19 protein-coding genes are annotated in these 19,616 nt (G+C 60.0%); 15 read left to right on the forward strand and 4 right to left on the reverse strand.

Going from position 1 to position 19,616, the window contains the following annotated elements:
* The first annotated feature begins 18 nt into the window (after positions 1 to 18).
* The 12 genes from rplQ to OR601_RS02580 all read left to right on the forward strand — a co-directional run bounded on the left by rplQ (position 19) and on the right by OR601_RS02580 (position 12,683).
* Positions 19 to 531, forward strand: a complete 513-nt coding sequence (gene rplQ / locus OR601_RS02525) for a 50S ribosomal protein L17 (protein ID WP_265592088.1) — start codon at positions 19 to 21, stop codon at positions 529 to 531.
* A 146-nt stretch (positions 532 to 677) separates the two neighbouring features.
* Complete coding sequence (locus OR601_RS02530; RefSeq protein WP_265592089.1) at positions 678 to 2,336, forward strand: ATP-binding cassette domain-containing protein; 1,659 nt, start codon at positions 678 to 680, stop codon at positions 2,334 to 2,336.
* Entirely contained in the window at positions 2,333 to 3,118 is a 786-nt protein-coding gene (locus OR601_RS02535; protein ID WP_265592090.1) for an energy-coupling factor transporter transmembrane component T family protein, read from the forward strand. The genes OR601_RS02530 and OR601_RS02535 overlap by 4 nt, the downstream gene beginning before the upstream one ends.
* A gap of 57 nt (positions 3,119 to 3,175) precedes the next feature.
* A complete protein-coding gene (gene truA, locus OR601_RS02540; RefSeq protein WP_265592092.1) occupies positions 3,176 to 4,069 on the forward strand; it encodes a tRNA pseudouridine(38-40) synthase TruA in 894 nt (297 codons plus the stop codon).
* Positions 4,070 to 4,166: 97 nt separating this feature from the next.
* Positions 4,167 to 4,766, forward strand: coding sequence for an HD family phosphohydrolase (locus OR601_RS02545; RefSeq protein ID WP_136012410.1), 600 nt, complete (start codon positions 4,167 to 4,169; stop codon positions 4,764 to 4,766).
* A 39-nt stretch (positions 4,767 to 4,805) separates the two neighbouring features.
* Positions 4,806 to 5,975, forward strand: coding sequence for a putative manganese transporter (locus tag OR601_RS02550; protein WP_265592093.1), 1,170 nt, complete (start codon positions 4,806 to 4,808; stop codon positions 5,973 to 5,975).
* 166 nt (positions 5,976 to 6,141) lie between these two features.
* Positions 6,142 to 7,212 (forward strand): glycosyltransferase family 2 protein, encoded by a 1,071-nt coding sequence (locus OR601_RS02555; protein ID WP_265592094.1) that lies wholly within the window; start codon positions 6,142 to 6,144, stop codon positions 7,210 to 7,212.
* Between the two features lie 195 nt (positions 7,213 to 7,407).
* A complete protein-coding gene (locus OR601_RS02560; protein WP_136012412.1) occupies positions 7,408 to 7,836 on the forward strand; it encodes an FKBP-type peptidyl-prolyl cis-trans isomerase in 429 nt (142 codons plus the stop codon).
* A 308-nt stretch (positions 7,837 to 8,144) separates the two neighbouring features.
* Positions 8,145 to 9,830 carry an FAD-binding oxidoreductase gene (locus OR601_RS02565; RefSeq protein WP_265592095.1) on the forward strand — a complete coding sequence of 562 codons (1,686 nt, stop codon included), beginning with the start codon at positions 8,145 to 8,147 and terminating at the stop codon, positions 9,828 to 9,830.
* A 41-nt stretch (positions 9,831 to 9,871) separates the two neighbouring features.
* On the forward strand, positions 9,872 to 10,741 hold the full coding sequence (locus tag OR601_RS02570) for an electron transfer flavoprotein subunit beta/FixA family protein (RefSeq protein WP_265592096.1): 870 nt from the start codon (positions 9,872 to 9,874) through the stop codon (positions 10,739 to 10,741).
* Between the two features lie 5 nt (positions 10,742 to 10,746).
* On the forward strand, positions 10,747 to 11,955 hold the full coding sequence (locus tag OR601_RS02575; RefSeq protein WP_265592097.1) for an FAD-binding protein: 1,209 nt from the start codon (positions 10,747 to 10,749) through the stop codon (positions 11,953 to 11,955).
* Positions 11,956 to 12,113: 158 nt separating this feature from the next.
* Positions 12,114 to 12,683, forward strand: a complete 570-nt coding sequence (locus OR601_RS02580) for an FKBP-type peptidyl-prolyl cis-trans isomerase (protein ID WP_136012416.1) — start codon at positions 12,114 to 12,116, stop codon at positions 12,681 to 12,683.
* A 111-nt stretch (positions 12,684 to 12,794) separates the two neighbouring features.
* Here OR601_RS02580 and OR601_RS02585 read toward each other — a convergent pair whose 3' ends face one another.
* Positions 12,795 to 13,373, reverse strand: coding sequence for a xanthine phosphoribosyltransferase (locus tag OR601_RS02585; RefSeq protein WP_136012417.1), 579 nt, complete (start codon positions 13,371 to 13,373; stop codon positions 12,795 to 12,797).
* A gap of 156 nt (positions 13,374 to 13,529) precedes the next feature.
* Between OR601_RS02585 and OR601_RS02590 the strand changes: the two genes are divergently transcribed.
* The 3 genes from OR601_RS02590 (at position 13,530) to gltA (ending at position 16,804) form a co-directional block, all read left to right on the forward strand.
* A complete protein-coding gene (locus tag OR601_RS02590; protein WP_136012418.1) occupies positions 13,530 to 14,282 on the forward strand; it encodes a DNA/RNA nuclease SfsA in 753 nt (250 codons plus the stop codon).
* A 273-nt stretch (positions 14,283 to 14,555) separates the two neighbouring features.
* Entirely contained in the window at positions 14,556 to 15,395 is an 840-nt protein-coding gene (locus tag OR601_RS02595; RefSeq protein WP_136012419.1) for a sulfide/dihydroorotate dehydrogenase-like FAD/NAD-binding protein, read from the forward strand.
* Positions 15,383 to 16,804, forward strand: coding sequence for an NADPH-dependent glutamate synthase (gene gltA, locus OR601_RS02600; RefSeq protein WP_265592098.1), 1,422 nt, complete (start codon positions 15,383 to 15,385; stop codon positions 16,802 to 16,804). The genes OR601_RS02595 and gltA overlap by 13 nt, the downstream gene beginning before the upstream one ends.
* 327 nt (positions 16,805 to 17,131) lie before the next feature.
* Here the strand turns inward: gltA and OR601_RS02605 are convergent, their stop codons facing one another.
* The 3 genes from OR601_RS02605 to pth form a co-directional block, all read right to left on the reverse strand.
* The gene (locus OR601_RS02605; RefSeq protein ID WP_265592099.1) at positions 17,132 to 17,716 is read right to left on the reverse strand and encodes an alpha/beta hydrolase-fold protein; all 585 of its coding nucleotides are present in this window, start codon (positions 17,714 to 17,716) and stop codon (positions 17,132 to 17,134) included.
* Positions 17,717 to 17,842: 126 nt separating this feature from the next.
* On the reverse strand, positions 17,843 to 18,583 hold the full coding sequence (locus OR601_RS02610; RefSeq protein WP_136012422.1) for an FIVAR domain-containing protein: 741 nt from the start codon (positions 18,581 to 18,583) through the stop codon (positions 17,843 to 17,845).
* 261 nt (positions 18,584 to 18,844) lie between these two features.
* A complete protein-coding gene (gene pth / locus OR601_RS02615) occupies positions 18,845 to 19,492 on the reverse strand; it encodes an aminoacyl-tRNA hydrolase (protein WP_265592100.1) in 648 nt (215 codons plus the stop codon).
* Positions 19,493 to 19,616 lie beyond the last annotated feature (124 nt).

The raw sequence follows: 19,616 nt of genomic DNA on the forward strand, positions 1-19,616 counted from the left end.
ACTGAGGAGTAATACACCATGAGGCACCAGAAGAAGCATGGTATGAAGCTCGGCACCGATGCCAGCCATACCAAAGCCATGAAGAAGAGCCTGGTCGGCGCTCTGCTTGCAAACGACCGCATCAAAACCACCCTGCCGCGCGCCAAGGCCATCCGCGGCGACGTGGATCGCATCATCACTTGGGCAAAGAAGGGCGACTTGCATTCTCGTCGCCTGGCCATCGCCAAGGTGGGCGACCCCCAGCTCGTTCGCGAGATCTTCGAGAAGGTCGAGCAGGGCATGTGGGCTGACCGCAACGGTGGCTACACCCGCATCATGAAGCTCGGTCCCCGCAAGGGCGACAACGCTGAGATGGCGCTCATCGAGCTCGTGACTGAGCCTGTGCAGGCCAAGGTCAAGGCAGCCCCCACCAAGGTGGAGAAGGTCGAGCCTGTCAAGGCCGACGAGCCCGAGACCACTGAGGCTGAGGAGGCACCTGCCAAGGACGAGGCTCCCGCTGAGGAGGCTCCTGCCGAGGTAGACGCTGAGTAGCCGCTGCCACTGCGCACAATTATGAAGGGAGGTCTCGCCTTGTGCGGGATCTCCCTTTTTCTCTAGCGCCCTCATTTCCTGCCGAGAAGTCCGACCCATCTCATCCTGCACCCCGTCCGTCCTGGTAGCTCAAAAGGAGGTCTCCTATGGAACTGGCACTCAACGCAGTGCAGTTTAGCTATACCGCTGCCGAGAAGCCCCAGCTTTCCGTAGATGCGCTCTCGCTGTCCTCGGGCACTCATTGGGCATTGGTGGGGCCCAACGGGTCAGGAAAATCCACGCTGCTGCAGCTTTTGGCGGGAAGGTTTGCTCCTCAACAAGGCCTACTCACCCTCGATGGGAATGCGTTTGGCCAAGATCTCCAGCCTTCGCAGTTCTTTCAGCAGGTGGCTTTTGCGTCCCAGGATGCAGAGGCAAGCATCGTGGCTTCGCTGATAGAGGACGAGGTGGCTTTTGGCCCCCGCAATTTAGGCCTGGCCCCAACCTTGGTTCAACAGCGGGTTCGTGCAGCTCTTAATGCCGTGGGACTAGGCTCCATCGCTTCCCAACGCACCGACGCCCTTTCCGGTGGGCAGCTTCAGCGCCTGCAGCTCGCAGGCCTCTTGGCGCTCCATCCCCAATTCCTCTTGCTTGACGAGGTCACCTCATCGCTCAATGCCGCGGCTGCCCAAACCATCCGCCAGCTGCTTTACAAAGGTGATCCTGCAGCCTGTGGCCAGCTTTTAAGCACCCATGATATTGTCGAGGTGTGTCAGGCACAGCAAGTGGTGCTCATGTATGAGGGTCGTATCCAGCGCGTCCTCAGTCCTCAGCAGCTCTTCGAAGATGAAGCTCTCTGGTGCCTTATGGGCTACCATCGCAGCTTCCTGGGGCAGGCGGCTCGAGCACTCGCCCTCACGCACAAGCCCGTGGCAGCCATCACCAACCCCAAGTCTTGTATGCAAGCCTGGCATCAAGCCTGTTTCCCTGTGCCTTCGATGCCTTCGCACGCGACATCCCATCCTGCACCAGAGGGTCTCACGTTGCACAAGGTCACCCTTGCGAGTGAGACGGGCGTCCTTCTCAAGGACGTGTCCTTCATTGTTCCTGCAGGCCAGATCACGTTGCTGCTGGGGGCTTCTGGGGCCGGTAAAACCTGCACGTGCCGGGTGGCAGCAGGGCTTTTGGCTGCCGATAAGGGCCAAGCCTCGCTTCAGGGGATGCCTGTGAAGGCAGGGATGGTGGCCTACAGTGCCCAGAGGTCTGAGGATATGCTCTTTTGCGATCAGGTGGCAGAGGACGTGGCCTATGGGCCCCGTTTGGCGGGGCTTTCTGGCGAGGCGCTTCGCATGCGAGTGGAAGAGGCGCTCGCCGCGGTGGGGCTAGACGAGTCCTTAGCCCTGCGGTCACCCTATGAGCTATCGGGCGGCCAGCGGCGAAAGGCGGCCCTTGCGGCGGTCATCGCCCAGCAGGCTCCGGCCCTCATTTGCGATGAGCCCTGCGCCAATCTCGATCCTCAAGGCGTTGTACAGGTAGTGAAAGCCTTGGCTGCCCAGGCCAGTGCGGGGGCAGCGGTGTTGGTGACCACCCATGATCCCGAGCCTTGGCTTCAAGTAGCCCATCAGGTGGTGATCCTTGAGACGGGTGCGGTGATATGGCAGGGAAGTCCCTACGAGCTGGTGGCCCAAGCGCCTCTGGCCTCCTCGGCGGCAGGAGAGCCCCTGTCGCTTAGGCTGCGCCGCCAATTGGCTGCAGGCAGAGAATCACACCCTGCAAAGCTTCAGAACCTCTCAAACTCCCCAAACACAGGGGAAGGCGCCCTATGATTACCAGCAGCTATGGTACCTACCTTCTTGGAAACGGGCCTCTTCATCGGTTGGACGCCAGGGCAAAGCTTTGCTGGCTGCTCGCAGTGACCGTCGCGGTGTTTTGCGCCGCCTCTGCTTGGGTGCCTGCTCTCTTGCTGCTGTTGTCGCTTGTGGCTGCCAAGCGCGAAGGGGTGCCGTTAAGGTCGCTGGCGGGAGCCTTGGGGCCTGCGCTGGTCATTTTGCTGCTGGCATTTCTGTCGAACGCCCTGGTGGTCGATGGTGGCGGTGACATCGCTCTTTGGGGCCCATGGGGCATCTCCTGGGCAGGCTTTGGCCGCGGCCTTCATGCCGTAGCGCGCATACTGTGCCTGGTGGCTTGGTCGCTCACCTTGGCCTGCGCCACAAGCTCCCAGTCTCTGGTCGACGGGTTCGTAGCTATGGCGAGGCCCCTCAAGCATGTGGGCGTCTCTGCTGCCCAAGCGGGCATGATGCTCTCGCTGGTCCTGCGCTTCTTGCCCCTTTGTGGCACGCAGATCCATAAGCTGCGCGATGCCCAGCGAGCCCGTGGCCTCGACCTTGATGGGGGATCGGTGGTCACCCGCCTCAAGAGCTGGGTGTCAGTGCTTATACCGGTAACTGTGTCGCTCTTTGCACGGGCGCAGCGCACCGCACAATCCATGACAGGCCGCTGCTGGGGCTATAAGGAGCCACAGGTAGCCCCTAAACCATTGGGAGCCTCCGGGTGGGGAGCGATCGCAGGTTCTGCGGCATTGGTGGTCCTCTCAATCTGGCTCCCTTGAGCACCTGCGCAACCGCCTCTCAACATCGCATCCCATTCCGCCCTCAAGGAGAAACCCATGGAGCCTCAAGCGCGTTTACTGCACACCCAGGAGCCTCTCGCACACCCAGAAGCAGACATGCCTCTGGGCAACAGGGCGCCTTGTGGCCCAGAGGATCTGGGATCTGACTCGAGCACTTTGGTGCTAAAGGTGGGCTACCGCGGGGCACGCTTCTCGGGTTTCGCAGCCCAAGAAGGCCAGCCTACCATTGCCGGCGAACTCAACGAGGCGCTGTCGGTGCTTTTGCGGCGCCCTGCCGAGGTGGTCTGTGCCGGCCGCACTGATGCCGGCGTGAGCGCGCTGGGCCAATATGTATCTCTGCCGGTGAGTGCTCGGGAGCGCAGGGATTACTCTGCTGCTCGACTGCTGCGCTCGTTGGATGCCCTCACCTCCGACGATATTTCGCTTCGAGGGGTTTGGGAGGCTCCGGCGGGATTCTCGGCTCGTTTCGATGCCGAGAAACGCTGCTATCGCTACCGCATCGCCACGGGCCCTCGGCCCGTCATGGCGCAAGGAACGGCCCTGTGGGTGCGCCAGGAGCTGGACGTGGCGTCCATGGATGAGGCTGCCGGCTATCTGGTGGGGGAGCATGACTTCAAAAGCTTTTGTAAGGCAGCCTCGGCTGAAGGGAAGTCCACCTGTCGCGAGATCCTGCGTTGTCAGGTGAGTGCGGGCCAGGAGTATGGCGAGCCGTTGGTCTATATAGACGTGGAGGGTAATGCCTTCTTGCACAATATGGTGCGCATCATCACGGGCACCCTGCTGGAAGTGGGGGCCGGCAGACGTGCCCCCAGTTGGGTGGGCGAGGTCTTATCGGCAGCCGATCGCAGGGCCGCTGGACCCACCGCTCCTCCTGAAGGCCTGTTCTTTATTGAGGTACACTACCCCAATGGGCTGTTGCACCCCTGGTAGGGATTCGCGCAGGCCTGGGCTAGACTGGATCTAAGGGTTCAAGGCAGCTGCGAGAGGGCGCCTTGGGCTGTGAGAGCGAATGCGAAGGAGGAGCACAATGGCGAAACTCGAAAGCGGGCTTACCTACGAGCAGGCCCATGACCTTTTGTGCCAGTACAACAAGGATCCCTTCCATGTGCAACACGGCGAGACCGTAGGAGGTCTCATGGGTTACTTTGCGGCCGAGTACGATCCCGAGAACGTGGACTTTTGGACTCAGGTGGGGCTGCTTCACGACCTTGATTGGGAGATGTTCGACCCCGATCTTCACACCATCGAGACGGCGCGCCTGCTCAAAGAGGCCGGGGCCTCTGAGGAGCTGGCCCATTCCATCCAAACCCATCAGTCGGATCTCAATCCTGACCTGCCTCAGCCGGAGTCCAAGATGGAAAAGATGCTCTATGCCTCAGACGAGCTTTCGGGCCTTATTACCGCTTGTGTGGCTATGCGCCCCTCCAAGAGCGTCATGGACTTCAATGTGAAGTCGCTCAAGAAGAAGTTCAAGACCAAGAGCTTTGCAGCCGGCTGCAACCGCGACGATATCCGCCGCGGCGCAGAAATCAATGAACTTGAGCTGGATGAGCTGTTCGCCATGGTGATTGAGGGTATGAAAGCCATAGCGCCTGATCGCGACACTTTTGGGAGCGAAGAGGCCTAAGGAGTAGACGGCCTTCGTTTCAAAAGTCGAGGTTTCAGCATGCAAGACATGGTCACGTTCATTGGCGAGGTAGTGGGCGAGTCGGTGCAAGACACCCTGGTGCTCATGCCGTTCCTCTACGTCACCTACCTCGCCATGGAGTGGCTGGAACACAGCGCTCAGGGATTCTCTGAGCGCGTTATTTTGAAAGCAGGCAAAGCAGGCCCCATACTGGGCGCTCTTTTGGGCGCGCTGCCTCAGTGCGGCTTTTCGGCCATGGGCGCCACCCTCTACAGCGGCCGAGTGGTCACGCTGGGCACCCTCATCGCGGTGTTTCTGTCCACTTCAGACGAGATGCTGCCCGTATTCATAGCCAACGGCGCCCCGGTTATCCAAATCGTCACCATTCTGGCATTCAAGGTGAGCATCGGCATGGTGGCAGGCCTTCTGGTGGACCTGGCCGTGCGCATCTTCCATATCCCCACCCACTCTGTGCTGCGCATCCATGAGCTGTGCGAGCAGGACCATTGCGGCTGCGATCAGCTGGCTCAAGAGCCTGCCCAGCCAACAGATGGCCCCGCTGCCCATCAGCGGCTCTGCGAGAGCTGCGCTGCCCAGGAGGGCAAAGATCATGAGGTGGAGGCCCTAGCCAAGAACGTCTATCTGGATGACGGCGATTTGGCAGAGGCTGAGGACCAATGCGCCCATGATCCTGAGTGCACGGGGCACTTCTCGGCTGTCGATAAGGGCGGCCATAGCCACCAGGACCGCGTTTGCGACCATGGGGCTGCCGGCCACGACCGCTGCTGCGCCCATGGCCATAGCCACGGCCATGGCTCCATTTGGAAGAGCGCCCTCGTTCATACGGTGCAGGTAACGCTGTTCATTTTTGTGATCACCCTGGTGTTGGAGTTCGTCATCGACGGCGTGGGCGAGGACGTATTCGCCACATTCCTTTTGGCCCATCCAGATCAAGCGGTGCTCTATTCGGCGCTGGTGGGGCTTATCCCTAACTGCGCGGCCTCGGTGCTCATCTCCGAGCTCTACCTTCAGGGCGCGCTGGGCTCTGGCGCCATGATCTCCGGACTTTTGGTGGGAGCCGGCGTGGGCCTGCTGGTGCTCTTTAGGGCCAACCGCCCCATGCGCTCCAACCTTGGCATTGTGGCCCTGCTCTTCTTTGTGGCGGTGCTCTGCGGCTTTATCGTCAATCTTTCAGGTTTCGTCTTCTAGCACATTTGGCGGCTGTGGGCATTCATAAAACTCCCTTATGGGCATTCCCTGGATGTCGCGTGTATGTGATGTGAGGGTTGGCCTGCATCAAACTCTTGTATAAATCGGCTGGTATCGTGGGGTGAACGGATGCCGTGTTCGAGGATGCGAGGGGAGGAGATCGCCTATGGTGCCAAAGCAGCCCCGCGTGTCGGTGATCATGCCGGTGTACAACATAGAGTCCTATGTCACCCGTGCCGTGGAGTCTATCCAAAACCAGACCTTGTCTGATTGGGAGCTGTTCTGCATCGATGACGGCTCTACAGATCGCTCTGGCGAGATCCTCGATCGCCTGGCATCTCGCGACTGGCGCATCGAGGTCATCCATACTGAGAACCGCGGCGCTCCCGCTGCCCGCAATCTGGCCTTGGATCGCGCCCGCGGTCGCTATGTGCACTTTATCGATGGCGATGACTGGGTCGAGCCCACCATGCTTGCCGACGAGGTGGCCCTGGCAGAGGAGCATGGTCTGGAGCTGGTGATCGCCGGCTTCACCATCGAGACCTACTATGGCGATGCCGGCGAGCATCTGGTAGAGGAGAAGTCGGTGGACGACGTGGTCTTCTCCAGCCAAAAGGCGTTTAGAGCTGCAGCCTATCGCCTGTTCGACCAGAACCTGCTCTATGTGCCTTGGAACAAGCTCTTCCTGCGCAGCCGCATCGAGGAGCTTCACTTGCGCTTTCGCCCCACCTTTTGGGATGACTTCCCCTTTGTGCTGGACTACATCCGGGACGTGGAGCGCGTAGGGGTCACCAGCCGCTGCTATTACCACTTCTCTCGTAGCCGGGCAGAATCTGAGACCGCCCGCTGGCGCCCCAATATGTATGAGAAGCGAGAAGAAGAGCACAGCTGGATGTTGGATCTCTATAACCATTGGGATTTGGCTGCAGACCCTGCCAGCGTCGAGATGGTGCAGCGTCGCTATATCGAGCGCCTCATAGGCTGCATCGAGAATGTGTGCAATCCCGCCTGCGACCTCACCCCTGAGGAGCGCCGCGCTCAGGTGAGCGCCATGATCATGTCGCCTCGCGCTCAGCTGGCTGTGGAGCTCGCCCGTCCGCGTTCAACCATGATGCAGCTCATGCTCATCCCCATTCGCCGCAAAGACGTCTCCATGGCCATTGCAGAGGGCAACTTCATCTCTATGGTCAAGCGCTCCAACGGGCGCATCTTCGCCCTTCTCAAAGCTCGCAGATAGCCGGGACGTCCCACAGGCGCACTGCGAGGGACGGCGGGGCTTCTCGGCAAGGGAAGAAGCGAGGAGATTGCGGGGTTCCCTGTCGCAATCCTGCCGTTTGGAAGAGTCTGCGACAGAGTCTTTCTTAAGCGGGTAGGCTAGCCTTTAGTGTCACTGGCGGGAGACTCATCCGCTTCCCTTAGGAAAGGACATCCTATGTCTAATGAAGGCAAAAAGGTAAAAGTACATTATCGCGGCACCCTAGATGACGGTACGCAGTTTGATAGTTCCTACGATCGCGACGAGCCCATAGAGTTTGTGGCTGGCTCGGGCATGATGATCAAAGGGTTCGACGACGCGGTGATCGATATGGAGCCCGGCGACAAGAAGACCATCCACCTGGAGCCCGCTGAGGCCTACGGCGACGTGCGCCCTGAGCTCATCATCGATTTCCCCATCGATCAAGTGCCCAACGTGGATCAGCTCTCTGAGGGCACCAAGATCTTCTTGCAAGGCCCTGCCGGGCAGCCCATCCCCGCTACGGTCACCAAGATCACAGACGAGGCCGTAACCGTGGACGCCAACCATGACCTGGCAGGCAAGCCATTGAACTTCGACCTTGAGCTGGTGGAGGTTGAGGACTAGTCGGTCTTCGCTGCTCGTTCACCTGATCCTTGGGGCCGGTCTCCTGAAGGGGGCCGGCTTTTTTTGTAGGCGCCCGATGAGGACCCCTGGCTCACAAGAGGGCTTGAGATGCGGCAGTTCGGCGGCTGTCGCAGGACGTCTTTAAGGCTGGCTTGGCTCGCGGTGTGCGACTTGGTAACACTTGGTAACTCCTCGGCAACTAAGAGTCCCTAGGCTAGGTAGCACTATGAGGTAGGCTGGGATCTCTCGCGCTGGTGCGGCAAGGGTCCGGCCGCCTCCTTAACCCTTGCGACCCAGGAGGTTTGGCTATGGCGGCCCTCAAGCCCATGGACGAGACTTTGGTGGGGTATCTGGCAGATGAGTCAAGAACCCACGGTACCGCCCAGGCCATCGCGTTTCCTGTCTCTGAGGCAGAAGTCGTCGAGGTGGTGTGCCAAGTACGCCGGGAAGCGAGCGGCCCCATCACCGTTCAAGGCGCTCGTACGGGGCTGGCCGCCGGTGCGGTGCCCTATAGTGGCACCGTGCTCAACACCAGCCGCATGAATAGGGTTACAGGGCTCATGAGCCATGGCGACGGCAGCTTCTCCGTGCAGGTGCAGCCGGGTGTGGTGCTCCAAGACCTGCGCCGAGACTTGGAGCGCAAAAGCTTCGATACCACCGGCTGGAGCCAAGACTCCCTGGATGCCCTGGAGGCCTTCAAGGCGGCGCCGGCGCAGTTTTTTCCTACCGATCCCACAGAGACCTCGGCTTGCCTAGGAGGCATGGCGGCCTGCAATGCCTCTGGCGCCCGCTCCTTTCGCTATGGCCCGGTGCGCCCCCATATCTCGGGCCTGCGCCTGGTGACAGCCACAGGCGACGTCATCGACCTCGTGCGCGGCCAGGTACAAGCTCAAGACGGCATCCTTGCCCTTCCCACCCAAAGCGGCGCGACCCTTGAGATTCCCGTGCCCACTTATGAGATGCCCCAGGCCAAATGTGCCAGCGGTTACTTTGCCTCGCCTGCTATGGACGCCGTGGATCTCATCATTGGCTCCGACGGCACCCTGGGCGTCATCACCCAGCTTACCTGCGACCTTTTGCCGGTACCCGCCCTTATCTGGGGCGTCAACTGCTTCTTTTCTGCAGAGGACGCTGCCCTCTCCTTTGTGGAGCTGCTCCAAGAGGCTGCGGCGGCGCCTGCCTACGTTCCCGCTGCCGAGAAACCCGTGGCCTTGGAAGCTGGGCCTTCTGTGTTGAAAGACGCCATAGTGGCCCTGGAATACTTCGATGGCGACGCCCTCGACATCCTGCGAGCCCAACGCGCACAGGACCCAGCCTTCAGCTCCTTGCCGGAGCTGCTCTGCCAGGAGCGCGTCTGCGTCTACTGCGAGCTGGCGGCCTCTGACCACGACCAAATGGTGGAGGCAGTGGCTAAGATCTCGGAAGCCATGGAATCCGTGGGGGCACAGCCGGACTTGAGCTGGGTGGGCACCATGGCTGCCGACCGCGAGCGCCAGCGCTTCTTCCGCCATGCAGTGCCGGAGTCAGTGAACATGCTTATCGACAGCTACCGTGCCAAAGACCCCGCCGTCACCAAGGTGGGCAGCGACATGAGCGTGCCTCGGGGCAAGCTGCGCCAGGTCATGGAGCTCTATCGCTCTACCATCCAGGCGTCGGGCCTTCAAAGCGCTGCTTGGGGCCACATTGGCGACAATCACCTCCATGTGAACCTGCTGCCTCACAACGAGGCCCAATGGCATCAAGCCAAAGACCTGCTGGCGCTTTGGGCCAAAGAGGTCTCTGCTATGGGCGGCGCCGTCTCTGCCGAGCATGGCGTAGGCAAGATTAAGCGCGACTTTTTGATGCCCATGTATGGCCTTGAGGGCGTGCGGGCCATGGCCCGCACCAAATTGGCACTGGATCCCGAGGGGCTCTTTGGCCAGGGCACCCTCTTTAGCCTCGAGCTTCTTCAAGAAGAAGCGGCACTCCAAGGCGCCCCTCCTAAGGGATGCTAGCCATGTCCTGCGAACCCGTCCGCCCCTCCAAGGAGGATTCCGTGAGCTTTGACAAGCAGACGACCTGGGAAGGCGCGCCCTTCTCGGTAGCCGTATTGATGAAGGCGGTCCCGGCCTCCACCGAGGTGGCCATGGATCCCGTGACCCACACCATCGTGCGCGACGGGGGAGCCGCGGTGCTCAACCCCTACGACACCGCCGCCCTTGAGCTGGCCTTAAAGCTCAAAGCTCAGCTTGAGGGGGAGGGGGTGCCGGTGGCGATCTCGGTGCTTTCCATGGGAATCCCGGCTACGGCCGATCTGCTGCGCGACGCCGTTGCTCGCGGCGCCACTCGGGCCCTGCTGCTTTCCGACCGCGCCTTTGCCGGCAGCGACACCCTGGCTACCAGCTATGCGCTGGAGCTGGGCCTTCGCGAGCTGGGCGATCAAGACTTGGTGCTCTGCGGCAAGATGGCGGTGGATGGCGACACAGCCCAGATCGGCTCCGAGGTGGCGGCAGGCCGCGGCTGGCCCTGCGTAACCGGTGCCCTCTCGGTAGAGATGGCACCTTCTTCGCAGATGACCCGCGCCACGCTTGCAGAGGCAGGCCTGGTGGTAAGCCAGGTTTTCGATGGCGAGAAAAAGCGCGTAGGAGTGCCGCTTCCCTGCGTGGTGACCGTGGACAAAGACGCGGCCACCCTGCGCATGCCCTCAGTCACAGGGGTGCTCGAAGCCCAAAAGATCCAGGTAGAGGTGCGTGGCGCCGCCCAATTGGGCGCCGATCTTGCCCAATGCGGCCTCGAGGGCTCGCCCACGCAGGTTGTGCGCTGCTGCGTGCCGGAGGCCAGCGGGGCCTGCCAGTTCCTCGCCGGCAGCCCGGCCCAGATCGCCGAGCAGCTCGGCGCCATCGTCGACCAGTCAGAGGGGGCCTAGATCCCATGGCAGTCATTAGGATAGATCAGGATCTGTGCATAGGCTGCGGCCTCTGCGTGCGGGTGTGCGCCAACGACGGCGTGAAGGTGGAGAACCGCCGCGCTTCCATTACCGAGAATTGCATAGCCTGCGGCCTGTGCGTCGATGCGTGCCCCAAAGGCGCCGTCTGCCGCGAGACTTCTCGCGCTTCTGCCGACCTCTCCGCGTGGAGCGGCATGATGGTGGTGGCTCAAACCGATAAGAGCGCAACTCCGCTGCCGGTGGCCTATGAGTTGGTGGGGGTGGCTCGCGACCTGGCACACGAGCGCGGCTGCTCTTTGCGCGTGCTGGTGATCTCCGGGTTGCAGCCGGGATGCCAGTGCACCGGAGGTTATGCGCCGCTTATAGATGCCGGTGCCGATGAGGTGCTGGTGCTGGAGGATCCCGCCTTCGCCATCCCCGATGGAGCAGCTATCGGGCAAGCGGTGGCTCAGGTCATCCAGCAGTTCAAGCCCGAGGCGGTGCTCTTTGGGGCTACCGATCTGGGACGCGAGGTGGCGCCTCGGGTGGCTCGGGAGCTTTCCTGCGGCCTGACGGCCGACTGCACCCAGTTGGCGCTCGATAAAGAGGGCTTGTTGCTGCAAACCCGCCCAGCCTTTGGCGGCAACTTGCTGGCCACTATCGCAAGCCCTGCTGCGAGGCCTCAGATGGCCACAGTGCGCCCAGGTGTTTTTTCTCGGCCGGAACCGAAGAAGGGCCGTTGCGGCACCATCTATCATCTGACAGCGGCCCCTTCTTCTGTGCCAGGCATCCAAGTGCTCTCAGAAGAGCCGGCCTCTTCAGGTGCTTCCATCGCGGATGCAGAGGTGCTCGTGGTGGTAGGCCGCGGCATCCGCGACAAGAAGGCGCTGCCTACCATGGAACGCTTGGCTGCGCTGTTGGGAGGGCAGGTGGCCTGCACCCGCCCGGTGGTGGAAGCCGGCTGGATGGACCATGAGAGCCAGGTGGGGCAGACGGGCGTCTCGGTGGCGCCGCGGGTGCTCATCTCTATGGGCGTCTCGGGAGCTATCCAGCATCTGGCGGGCATCTCGGGGGCAAAGACGGTCATTGCGGTCAACGAAGACCCCGACGCCCCTATCTTCTCTGTGGCCCAAGCAGGTGCAGTGGCAGACTGCCGCCAGGTGGCTGACGAGTGGGTGAAGTACTTGGAAGAAGCGACGGGTCGCTCCGCTTAGCTGCGCTGTCGCCCTCTGGATCTAGGGCGCGCCTCCGACCCAAGACGCATCCTCTCCCAGGGCGCCCACGCCCTCATGACATATCGGTGTTTGTCTCTGCGAAATCTCAGACGCTCATTTACCATGGGAATCCAAGCTTTCTTTAAAGGAGGATTTCTATGACTCACACTGTGGCGCGCTGCGCCTGTGCGCTGGCGCTGGCGTCTCTTGTGGCACTGACAGGTTGCTCTGGGCAGGCTGCCACCACCGAGCAAAGCAACGCTTCCGAGGCGGCTACCCAAGAGCCTTCTGAGGCCAAGACCCAGGCCGCCAAGGGCGACAAAGTCAAGGTGCACTACACGGGCACCTTGGATGACGGCACCAAGTTCGACAGTTCTTACGACCGCGGCACTCCTCTGGAGTTCACTGTGGGGGCCGGTCAGATGATCAGCGGCTTTGACTCTGCGGTCGAGGGCATGAAGGTGGGAGAGAAAAAGACCGTGCACCTGGAGCCCTCCGAGGCCTACGGGGAGCGCGACGAGTCGCTGGTCTTCGAGATCCCCCAGGCCGATGTGCGCGATGGCGACCAGCTGCAAGTAGGGGACCGCCTGACCTTCACCGGCAGCAACGGGACCACCGGTACAGCTACGGTAACTGCCATCAATGACGGCACTATCACCGCCGACGCCAACCCGGAATTAGCAGGAAAGCCCCTGAACTTCGAGATCGAGCTGGTGAGCGTGGAGTAGGGCTCTTGCGCCAATTCTGGCCGATAAAAGCCACGTGCCTTTTCAGGGGCACGTGGCTTTCTCGATCTTTGGTAGGCTCCCGCTGCGGCATTCTGCCCCTCAGGCCTCCGTTTAGGCAAACTCGATAGCGCCTGTGGCAGGGTCCATGGACTGCACTATGGCCAGCGACTCCAGGTGATAGCCTCGCTCGCGAAGGCTCTGGCCGCCTGGTTGGAAGCCCTTCTCGATGGCGATGCCTATGCCCTCGACGATGGCGCCCGCATCCTGGCAGATCTCCAAAAGGCCGTTGAGGGCGCAGCCCATGGCCAAAAAGTCGTCGATGATAAGCACATGCTCGCCTTTTTGGATGAAGCGCTTCGCTACGATGACGTCGTACTCGCGTTTCTTGGTGTAGCTCACGATATGGGTGCGGTATTGGCTGCCGTCGAGGTTGAGCGACTCTGTCTTTCTGGCAAAGACCACCGGTACATTGCCAAAGTGCCGGGCTGCCACGCAGGCAAGGCCGATGCCCGAGGACTCGATGGTGAGGATCTTGTCTACAGGGCAGCCTGCGAACAAGCGCGCCCACTCGGCTCCGAGCTCCTCGTAGAGTTCGGTATCGCACTGGTGGTTGAGGAAGCTGTCGACCTTGAGGATGTTGCCCTCGCGGACGATGCCGTCACGGCGGATGCGCTCTTCAAGAACCTCCACAGATGCCCCCTAGGGTTGGCGTTTGGCTGACCTTCTGTTCATTATGGGACAGAAGCTTAGCAAATCCCGTGATTTTTGAGACGATCTGAGGCTTTTTGGGAAGGCTCTTTGGAAGTGCCTGCCGTCCTTCTTGCGCACGCTGTGAGGAGCGCCCCTATGAAACCTGCGGTGTTGCAACCCTATCGCTTCGCGCCACCTCTTTTAGAGGGCGTCATCTTAGGCAGGCCCAACCGCTTCATCATGGATGTCGAGGCCAATGGCGAGGTCTTTCGTGCCCACTGCCCTGTGGTGACTCGCATAGGGGATATCGATACGGCTGGCAGGCCCTGTCTTTTCTCGGCAAGCGACAATCCTTCTCGCAAGTTCGCCCATACCGTGGAGGCGCTCTCCTTCGATGAGCCAGAGAAACCCTTCAAACGCTGGGTGGGGCTCAATCAGACTGCCTCGAACCGCTACATCGAGCACTTTTTGCGCACTGGAGCCTTCGGGCAGTTGGCGCCCCATCCGGAGTCGGTGCGCCGAGAGGTGAAGGTGGGCTCTTCTCGGCTGGACTTTTTGATCGACGAGGATCTCTACCTAGAAGTAAAGACGCCGTTAAGGCAGCTGGAATGCGAAGTCCCTGCGTCTGTGGCACGGCTGCCCCAGCCTAAATTCTCCTCCACCGATCGCGCGCTGCGGCATTTAGAGGAACTTGCCCGATCCATGGAGACCCATGAGCGAGCCATCATTTTGTATTGCATGTACTATCAAAACCATGGGTTCCACTTTTACCACGGCACCACCTACGACGAAGTGGTGGCTGGTGTCGCTGGGGCGCGGGCTGCGGGGGTGGAGTTGTGGCAGGCGACGCTGGAGCAAGACGCCCATGAGGTGCGGCTGGTGGACTATGCGCCCATGGAGGGGCTTTAGGCACAAAGGCGGTTCTTGTGGGCGCCGGTGAAGCATCCCTTGGGAGGCACCAGGTTTTTTTGAGCATGCCAACCCATTGCCTGTTGATAATGAGGGGCTCTCCGTTCATTGTGGCAAGCCGCCTGTTGGCTTTGCGGTAAACTTAAGCACAGATCGCAAATGACATCCTGCCGCCTCGGGTGGGTTTGGGATGCATGCGTGCGTTGGGGCGATGCCTTGGGTCGTCGCCTCTTTTTATGCAGAGAAGGCATCGAGGAAGAGAGAGGAGATTGCATGTTCGAAATCCTCGAAAAGACGCAGTACTCGGAGAAGGTGTTTAAGTTCCGTGTGCATGCGCCACAAATGGCCAAGAAGGCTCACGCCGGCCAATTTTTGATGGTGCGCACCGATGAGCACGGCGAGCGCGTGCCCTTCACCTTCGCAGACTGGAATCCTGAGGAGGGCTGGATCGAGTTCATCTTCATGGTCATTGGCAAGACCACTGAGGACTTGTCTCAGCTTCAGGCGGGCGACTCCATCCTGGATGTCACCGGTCCTCTGGGCCAGCCCACCGAGATGAAGCCGGGCAACTGGTGCGTCATTGGCGGCGGTGTGGGCCTAGCCATCGCTTATCCCGTAGCCCGTGCTCTGGTGGACGCTGGCAACAAGGTCACCGTCATCATGGGCGCCCGCACCAAAGACCTGCTCATCCTGACCGAGCAGTTCCGCGAGCTGCCGCTGGAGAATCTCATCATCACCACCGACGACGGCTCTGAGGGCGAGAAGGGCGTCGTCACCGCCCCGCTGGAGCGTCTCTGCGAGGACCATGCCATCGACCAGGTCTTTGCCGTAGGCCCTGTGCCCATGATGAAGTTCTCTGCCCTTACCTGCGAGAAGTACGACATGCCCATCACCGCCAGCCTCAACCCCATCATGGTAGACGGCACCGGCATGTGCGGCTGCTGCCGCGTCACCGTGGGCGGAAAGACCAAGTTCGCCTGCGTGGACGGTCCTGACTTTGATGCCACTCAGGTGGACTGGGCCGACCTGGCCGCTCGTCAGGGTTCCTACCGTGCCGAGGAGCACGTGGCTCTCGAGCACGCTCATGAGGGGGGTTGCAAATGCCACTCGTAAACGGAAAGTACCGCGCGAACAACAAGGATCCGCGCGTGCCGGCCAATGAGGTGCCTGCCGAGGTTCGCGCTAAGAACTTCGAGCCTGTAGATACCGGCTATACCACCGAGGACGCTCTGGAAGAGGCCAATCGCTGCCTGGACTGCAAAAAGCCCATGTGCGTGAAGGGCTGCCCTGTGGGCATCGACATCCCTACGTTCATCCGTCAGATCCGCGAGGAGGATTTCGCCGGCGGCCTAGCCACCATCCGCGAGTCCAACATGCTTCCCTCCGTCTGCGGCCGCGTGTGCCCCCAGGAAAACCAGTGCGAAGGCAACTGCATCCTCAATCGCACCGGCAACGATCCCATCGCCATTGGCCAGCTGGAGCGCTTCTTGGGTGACATGACCGAGTCTGTAGGCGCCACTCCCGTATGCAAGCCTGCCAACGGCAAGAAGGTGGCCGTAGTGGGTTCTGGCCCCTCTGGCATCGCCTGCGCCGGCGCGCTGGCGCGCGAAGGCTTTGATGTCACCGTCTACGAGGCCTTCCAGACCGGCGGCGGCGTGCTTACCTATGGCATCCCCGAGTTCCGTCTGCCCAAGGCCATCGTCAAGCGTGAGATCGACGGCCTCAAGGACCTAGGCGTCAAGTTCGAGTACGACGCCGTGGTGGGCCGCCTCTACGACGGCGACGAGTTCTTCAACGACATGGGCTACGACGCCATGTACATGGCTGTGGGCGCCGGCCTGCCCAAGTTCTTGAACATCCCCGGTGAGAACCTCCCCGGCGTCTTCTGTGCCAACGAGTACCTCACCCGCGTGAACCTCATGAAGGCCATGGACTTCCTCGTCTTTGACACCCCCATCAAGCACGGCAAGAACGTCGTGGTCTTTGGCGGCGGCAACGTGGCCATGGATGCCGCCCGCACCGCGCTGCGTCTGGGCGCCGACTCCGTGACCTTGGCTTACCGCCGCACTGAGAAGGAGATGCCTGCCCGTGTGGCCGAGCTGCACCACGCTAAGGAGGAGGGCGTCCGCGTGATGGAGCTCGTCTCCCCGCTGGAGTTCGAGGCAGGCGAGGACGGCTTTGTGGCCAAGGTCAAGCTGGAGCGCATGGAGCTGGGCGAGCCCGACGAGTCCGGCCGCCGTCGTCCGGTGCGCGTCGAGGGCAGCGAGTTCGAGCTTCCCTGCGACGTGGCAGTCACCGCCATCGGCACCAATGCCAACCCCTTTGCCAACATGGCTGCCGATGTAGACCTCAACAAGTGGGGCTACATCGAGGCTGACGAAGACGGCAAGACCTCCAACCCCAAGGTCTGGGCTGGCGGCGACATCGTCACCGGTGCCGCTACCGTCATTTTGGCCATGGGCGCCGGCAAGCAGGCCGCTGCCTCCATTGCCAAGACCCTGCTGGGCGACGACGCCGAGTAGCCGTTAGCAGCCTATTTGCGCATGCACGCGCTATGAGAACGGGAGTGATCCACTGCGGTGGGTCACTCCCGTTTTGCATGATTATGGAAACATGCAGGATCTAGAGGTTTTGATGCAAAGATCTCTGATCTGTGATCGGTCCAACCCATAGGGCAGGACCGGGTTTGCATGACTTATCCAGTCATACCTGGGGAGTAGAACTGGGTTGCCAGCTCAAAAGCTCGCCACTCATGGAAAACTCGGCGCTCGAACAAAAAAGCCTCGCACGCGCCCAAAAGCCGGTCTCGCCAAGAAACGCTTGATGTCGGCAGCCTAATTTCTAGTACATTATCTATTCAAAAACCTATCAATCTGCTCTAGACCCCAACTCAGCCGCTCTTCCATGTGGTGGGTATGGCCTCCGGCAAAGGAGCGAAATGCAGTCTTAGCGCCATAGCCTGCCAATAGTTGCCGGGTTTTATCGGTAGCTACATCCACCGTGCGCATGAGGGGACGAGGGCCTTTGGCCTCTTTGGAGCCCAGGCCGAGAAACGCCCCACATCCAGAGAGGTCGCGTGGGTGAGCGGTGAGCCAGTTCAGCCAGCCGGGATACCAAAGCGATCCAGAGAGGCTGGCAGCGGCACAGAAACGCGCGCTGGACATGAAAGCCCAGAGGGCGAAGAGACCGCCCAGCGAGTAGCCGCAAAGGGTGACGGGCTCGTTGGTGGGAAGCGATCGTTCGATAGCGGCTAACGTGGAGGTCGCCTGGCCGCCAAAGGGAGGCCCACCCGCAAAAAGCGCAGGGGCAGGCCAAGGGGTAAGGGCGTCCTCCCACTCGTCCACCTGATAGCGAATGAGCTGCGAGCTAAGCAATAAATTCGCAGGTACAGGCAGCGGATGTGTAGGGGAGTCGACGAGGACGATGTTAGACATGGCAGGCCCGCTTTGTAAGATATAGGCTTCCCATTTATTGTAATTAAAGGCTCTGTTCACAAGCCTTGATAACTTGTGGACAGAGCCTAGTATTAGAAGAGTAGTTAATTATTCAGTGGAAGCTAGTTAGTTAATGGTGACAAGCTCGCCATAGAGTCCGGGAACACTAATCGTAGTTCCAATTGCGGATTGATATTTATAGATTCCAATATACGTACCGCACACAGTTACATTGTCCTCTTCTAGAACACGAGTGCCGTTGAGAATTGTAGGATCAAATCCAACCATTACGACATCATCGTAGTTGCCGCTCGTTGCCACGCGAAGGGTGGTTTCAGTATCACCTTCTAGAACCTGTAGAACCCTACCAGTTATTTTAATATCTTGGCCAGTATAGGAATCGGGGTCACGTGCTAAATCTTCGTAAGCAATTACCTGATAATCCTCAGGAGTCTTAGGCTTTTCCTGAAGTGCCGAGATAGCATCCGTGAGTGCTGTCCTTGCGCTGTCAACCTGGTCTTGAGTGGCATTCTCATCGTCTACAGTAGCTTGGGCTGTTTGAAGTGCCGTTTGGAAGGCTGCCCAACTCTCATCGGTATAGTTTTCGTTTGGAAGGCTGGATGCATTTGTCACTACACCTTCGAGAGTTTTCTTGTCTACCGTGGGCTTTTCTGGTTTCTTCTCTTTCTTAGTGCTGCTGGTATCTTCGCTTTTGCTGGTTGTTGCTGCGGCTTGAGGAGTCTCGTTTGACTTGCTTGAGGAGCTTGCCGAGTTGTTTTTACCTCCGGAACCAATAGCTGCCAGTAGGAGTACCACTACGACAACTATGATTAATTTATTGTTGATTTCTTTTCCCGCGATTTTCATTATGCCCCCTCATACTTAGGAAACTTATTTTCTCTTCCAACAATTTGTCCAGAAAATATTCAGAACATTGACAGAAAAATATCTGAATGGGGGGGTGTCAATGGTAGAGACAAAAATGGATAGAATGCGGAATTATATAATAATATTAATATATATAAGGTATGTAAAACATAAATACTAATACAGCAACCTAATACCCAAAATAGGATCTTAGGTATTAGGTTGCTGTATATTGCGCAATTTAGTGGGTTGGTTAAGTGCTTACTTCGCAGCCTGCTCGCGCAGCACGCGCTCGATCTCGTCGGCCGCCAGGGCCACCACGTCTTGCTGGGCTTGCCGGTCTTTGCCCTTGAGCTGCTTGAGCACGAAGACCCCGGGATCCATGCGTCCGGGAGGTCGGCCAATGCCCACTTGCATCCGCTTGAAGTCGCGGGTTTTGAGCTTGGCCGCGATGGAGCGCAGGCCGTTATGGCCGTCCAGACCTCCATCGAGCTTGTACTTCACCGTGCCGGCGGGGATATCCAGCATGTCGTGGACCACAAGCAGTTGCTCCGGAGCGGCTTTGAGCTGAGCCAGCAGTTTTGCCACCGGCCCTCCGCACACATTCATGTATGACTGGGGCTTGGCCAGCACCACCTGCGCGCCCTCGATGGTGGCCTTGCAGGCAAGCGAGCCCAGCTGCTGCTTCCAGTAACCGGCGCCCCAACGCTGGGCCAAAAGATCCACCACCTGAAAGCCGGAGTTGTGCCTGCTTTGGGCATACTCTGCCCCTGGGTTTCCCAGCCCCGCGATGAGCACTATGGGTTTGGGCGCCGCTTTGGGATTGGCTCCCCGAGGCTTCTTAGACGAGGGGGCATGTTGGCGGGCGGCCTTCTCGGCAGCTTCTTTGGCTGCGTACTTGTCTGCCATGTATGGCTCCTAACCATGAAAAGAGGCTGCCAGCACAGTGTCTGACAACCTCTTTAGTATGCCCAAGATGGGAAGGTCTGCGCGAGGAAGAGAGAGGGTTGGTGGCAGAGAGACTCAGGCCTTT

This window comes from Leptogranulimonas caecicola (assembly GCF_023168405.1).
GTDB lineage: Bacteria > Actinomycetota > Coriobacteriia > Coriobacteriales > Atopobiaceae > Leptogranulimonas > Leptogranulimonas caecicola.

What these genes read in the sequence shown, in the direction of transcription:
- rplQ (WP_265592088.1), top strand. Translation starts at nt 19, where the DNA reads ATGAGGCACCAGAAGAAGCATGGTATGAAGCTCGGCACCGATGCCAGC.
- OR601_RS02530 (WP_265592089.1), top strand. Translation starts at nt 678, where the DNA reads ATGGAACTGGCACTCAACGCAGTGCAGTTTAGCTATACCGCTGCCGAG.
- OR601_RS02535 (WP_265592090.1), top strand. Translation starts at nt 2,333, where the DNA reads ATGATTACCAGCAGCTATGGTACCTACCTTCTTGGAAACGGGCCTCTT.
- truA (WP_265592092.1), top strand. Translation starts at nt 3,176, where the DNA reads ATGGAGCCTCAAGCGCGTTTACTGCACACCCAGGAGCCTCTCGCACAC.
- OR601_RS02545 (WP_136012410.1), top strand. Translation starts at nt 4,167, where the DNA reads ATGGCGAAACTCGAAAGCGGGCTTACCTACGAGCAGGCCCATGACCTT.
- OR601_RS02550 (WP_265592093.1), top strand. Translation starts at nt 4,806, where the DNA reads ATGCAAGACATGGTCACGTTCATTGGCGAGGTAGTGGGCGAGTCGGTG.
- OR601_RS02555 (WP_265592094.1), top strand. Translation starts at nt 6,142, where the DNA reads ATGGTGCCAAAGCAGCCCCGCGTGTCGGTGATCATGCCGGTGTACAAC.
- OR601_RS02560 (WP_136012412.1), top strand. Translation starts at nt 7,408, where the DNA reads ATGTCTAATGAAGGCAAAAAGGTAAAAGTACATTATCGCGGCACCCTA.
- OR601_RS02565 (WP_265592095.1), top strand. Translation starts at nt 8,145, where the DNA reads ATGGCGGCCCTCAAGCCCATGGACGAGACTTTGGTGGGGTATCTGGCA.
- OR601_RS02575 (WP_265592097.1), top strand. Translation starts at nt 10,747, where the DNA reads ATGGCAGTCATTAGGATAGATCAGGATCTGTGCATAGGCTGCGGCCTC.
- OR601_RS02580 (WP_136012416.1), top strand. Translation starts at nt 12,114, where the DNA reads ATGACTCACACTGTGGCGCGCTGCGCCTGTGCGCTGGCGCTGGCGTCT.
- OR601_RS02590 (WP_136012418.1), top strand. Translation starts at nt 13,530, where the DNA reads ATGAAACCTGCGGTGTTGCAACCCTATCGCTTCGCGCCACCTCTTTTA.
- OR601_RS02595 (WP_136012419.1), top strand. Translation starts at nt 14,556, where the DNA reads ATGTTCGAAATCCTCGAAAAGACGCAGTACTCGGAGAAGGTGTTTAAG.
- gltA (WP_265592098.1), top strand. Translation starts at nt 15,383, where the DNA reads ATGCCACTCGTAAACGGAAAGTACCGCGCGAACAACAAGGATCCGCGC.
- OR601_RS02605 (WP_265592099.1), bottom strand. Translation starts at nt 17,716, where the DNA reads ATGTCTAACATCGTCCTCGTCGACTCCCCTACACATCCGCTGCCTGTA.
- OR601_RS02610 (WP_136012422.1), bottom strand. Translation starts at nt 18,583, where the DNA reads ATGAAAATCGCGGGAAAAGAAATCAACAATAAATTAATCATAGTTGTC.
- pth (WP_265592100.1), bottom strand. Translation starts at nt 19,492, where the DNA reads ATGGCAGACAAGTACGCAGCCAAAGAAGCTGCCGAGAAGGCCGCCCGC.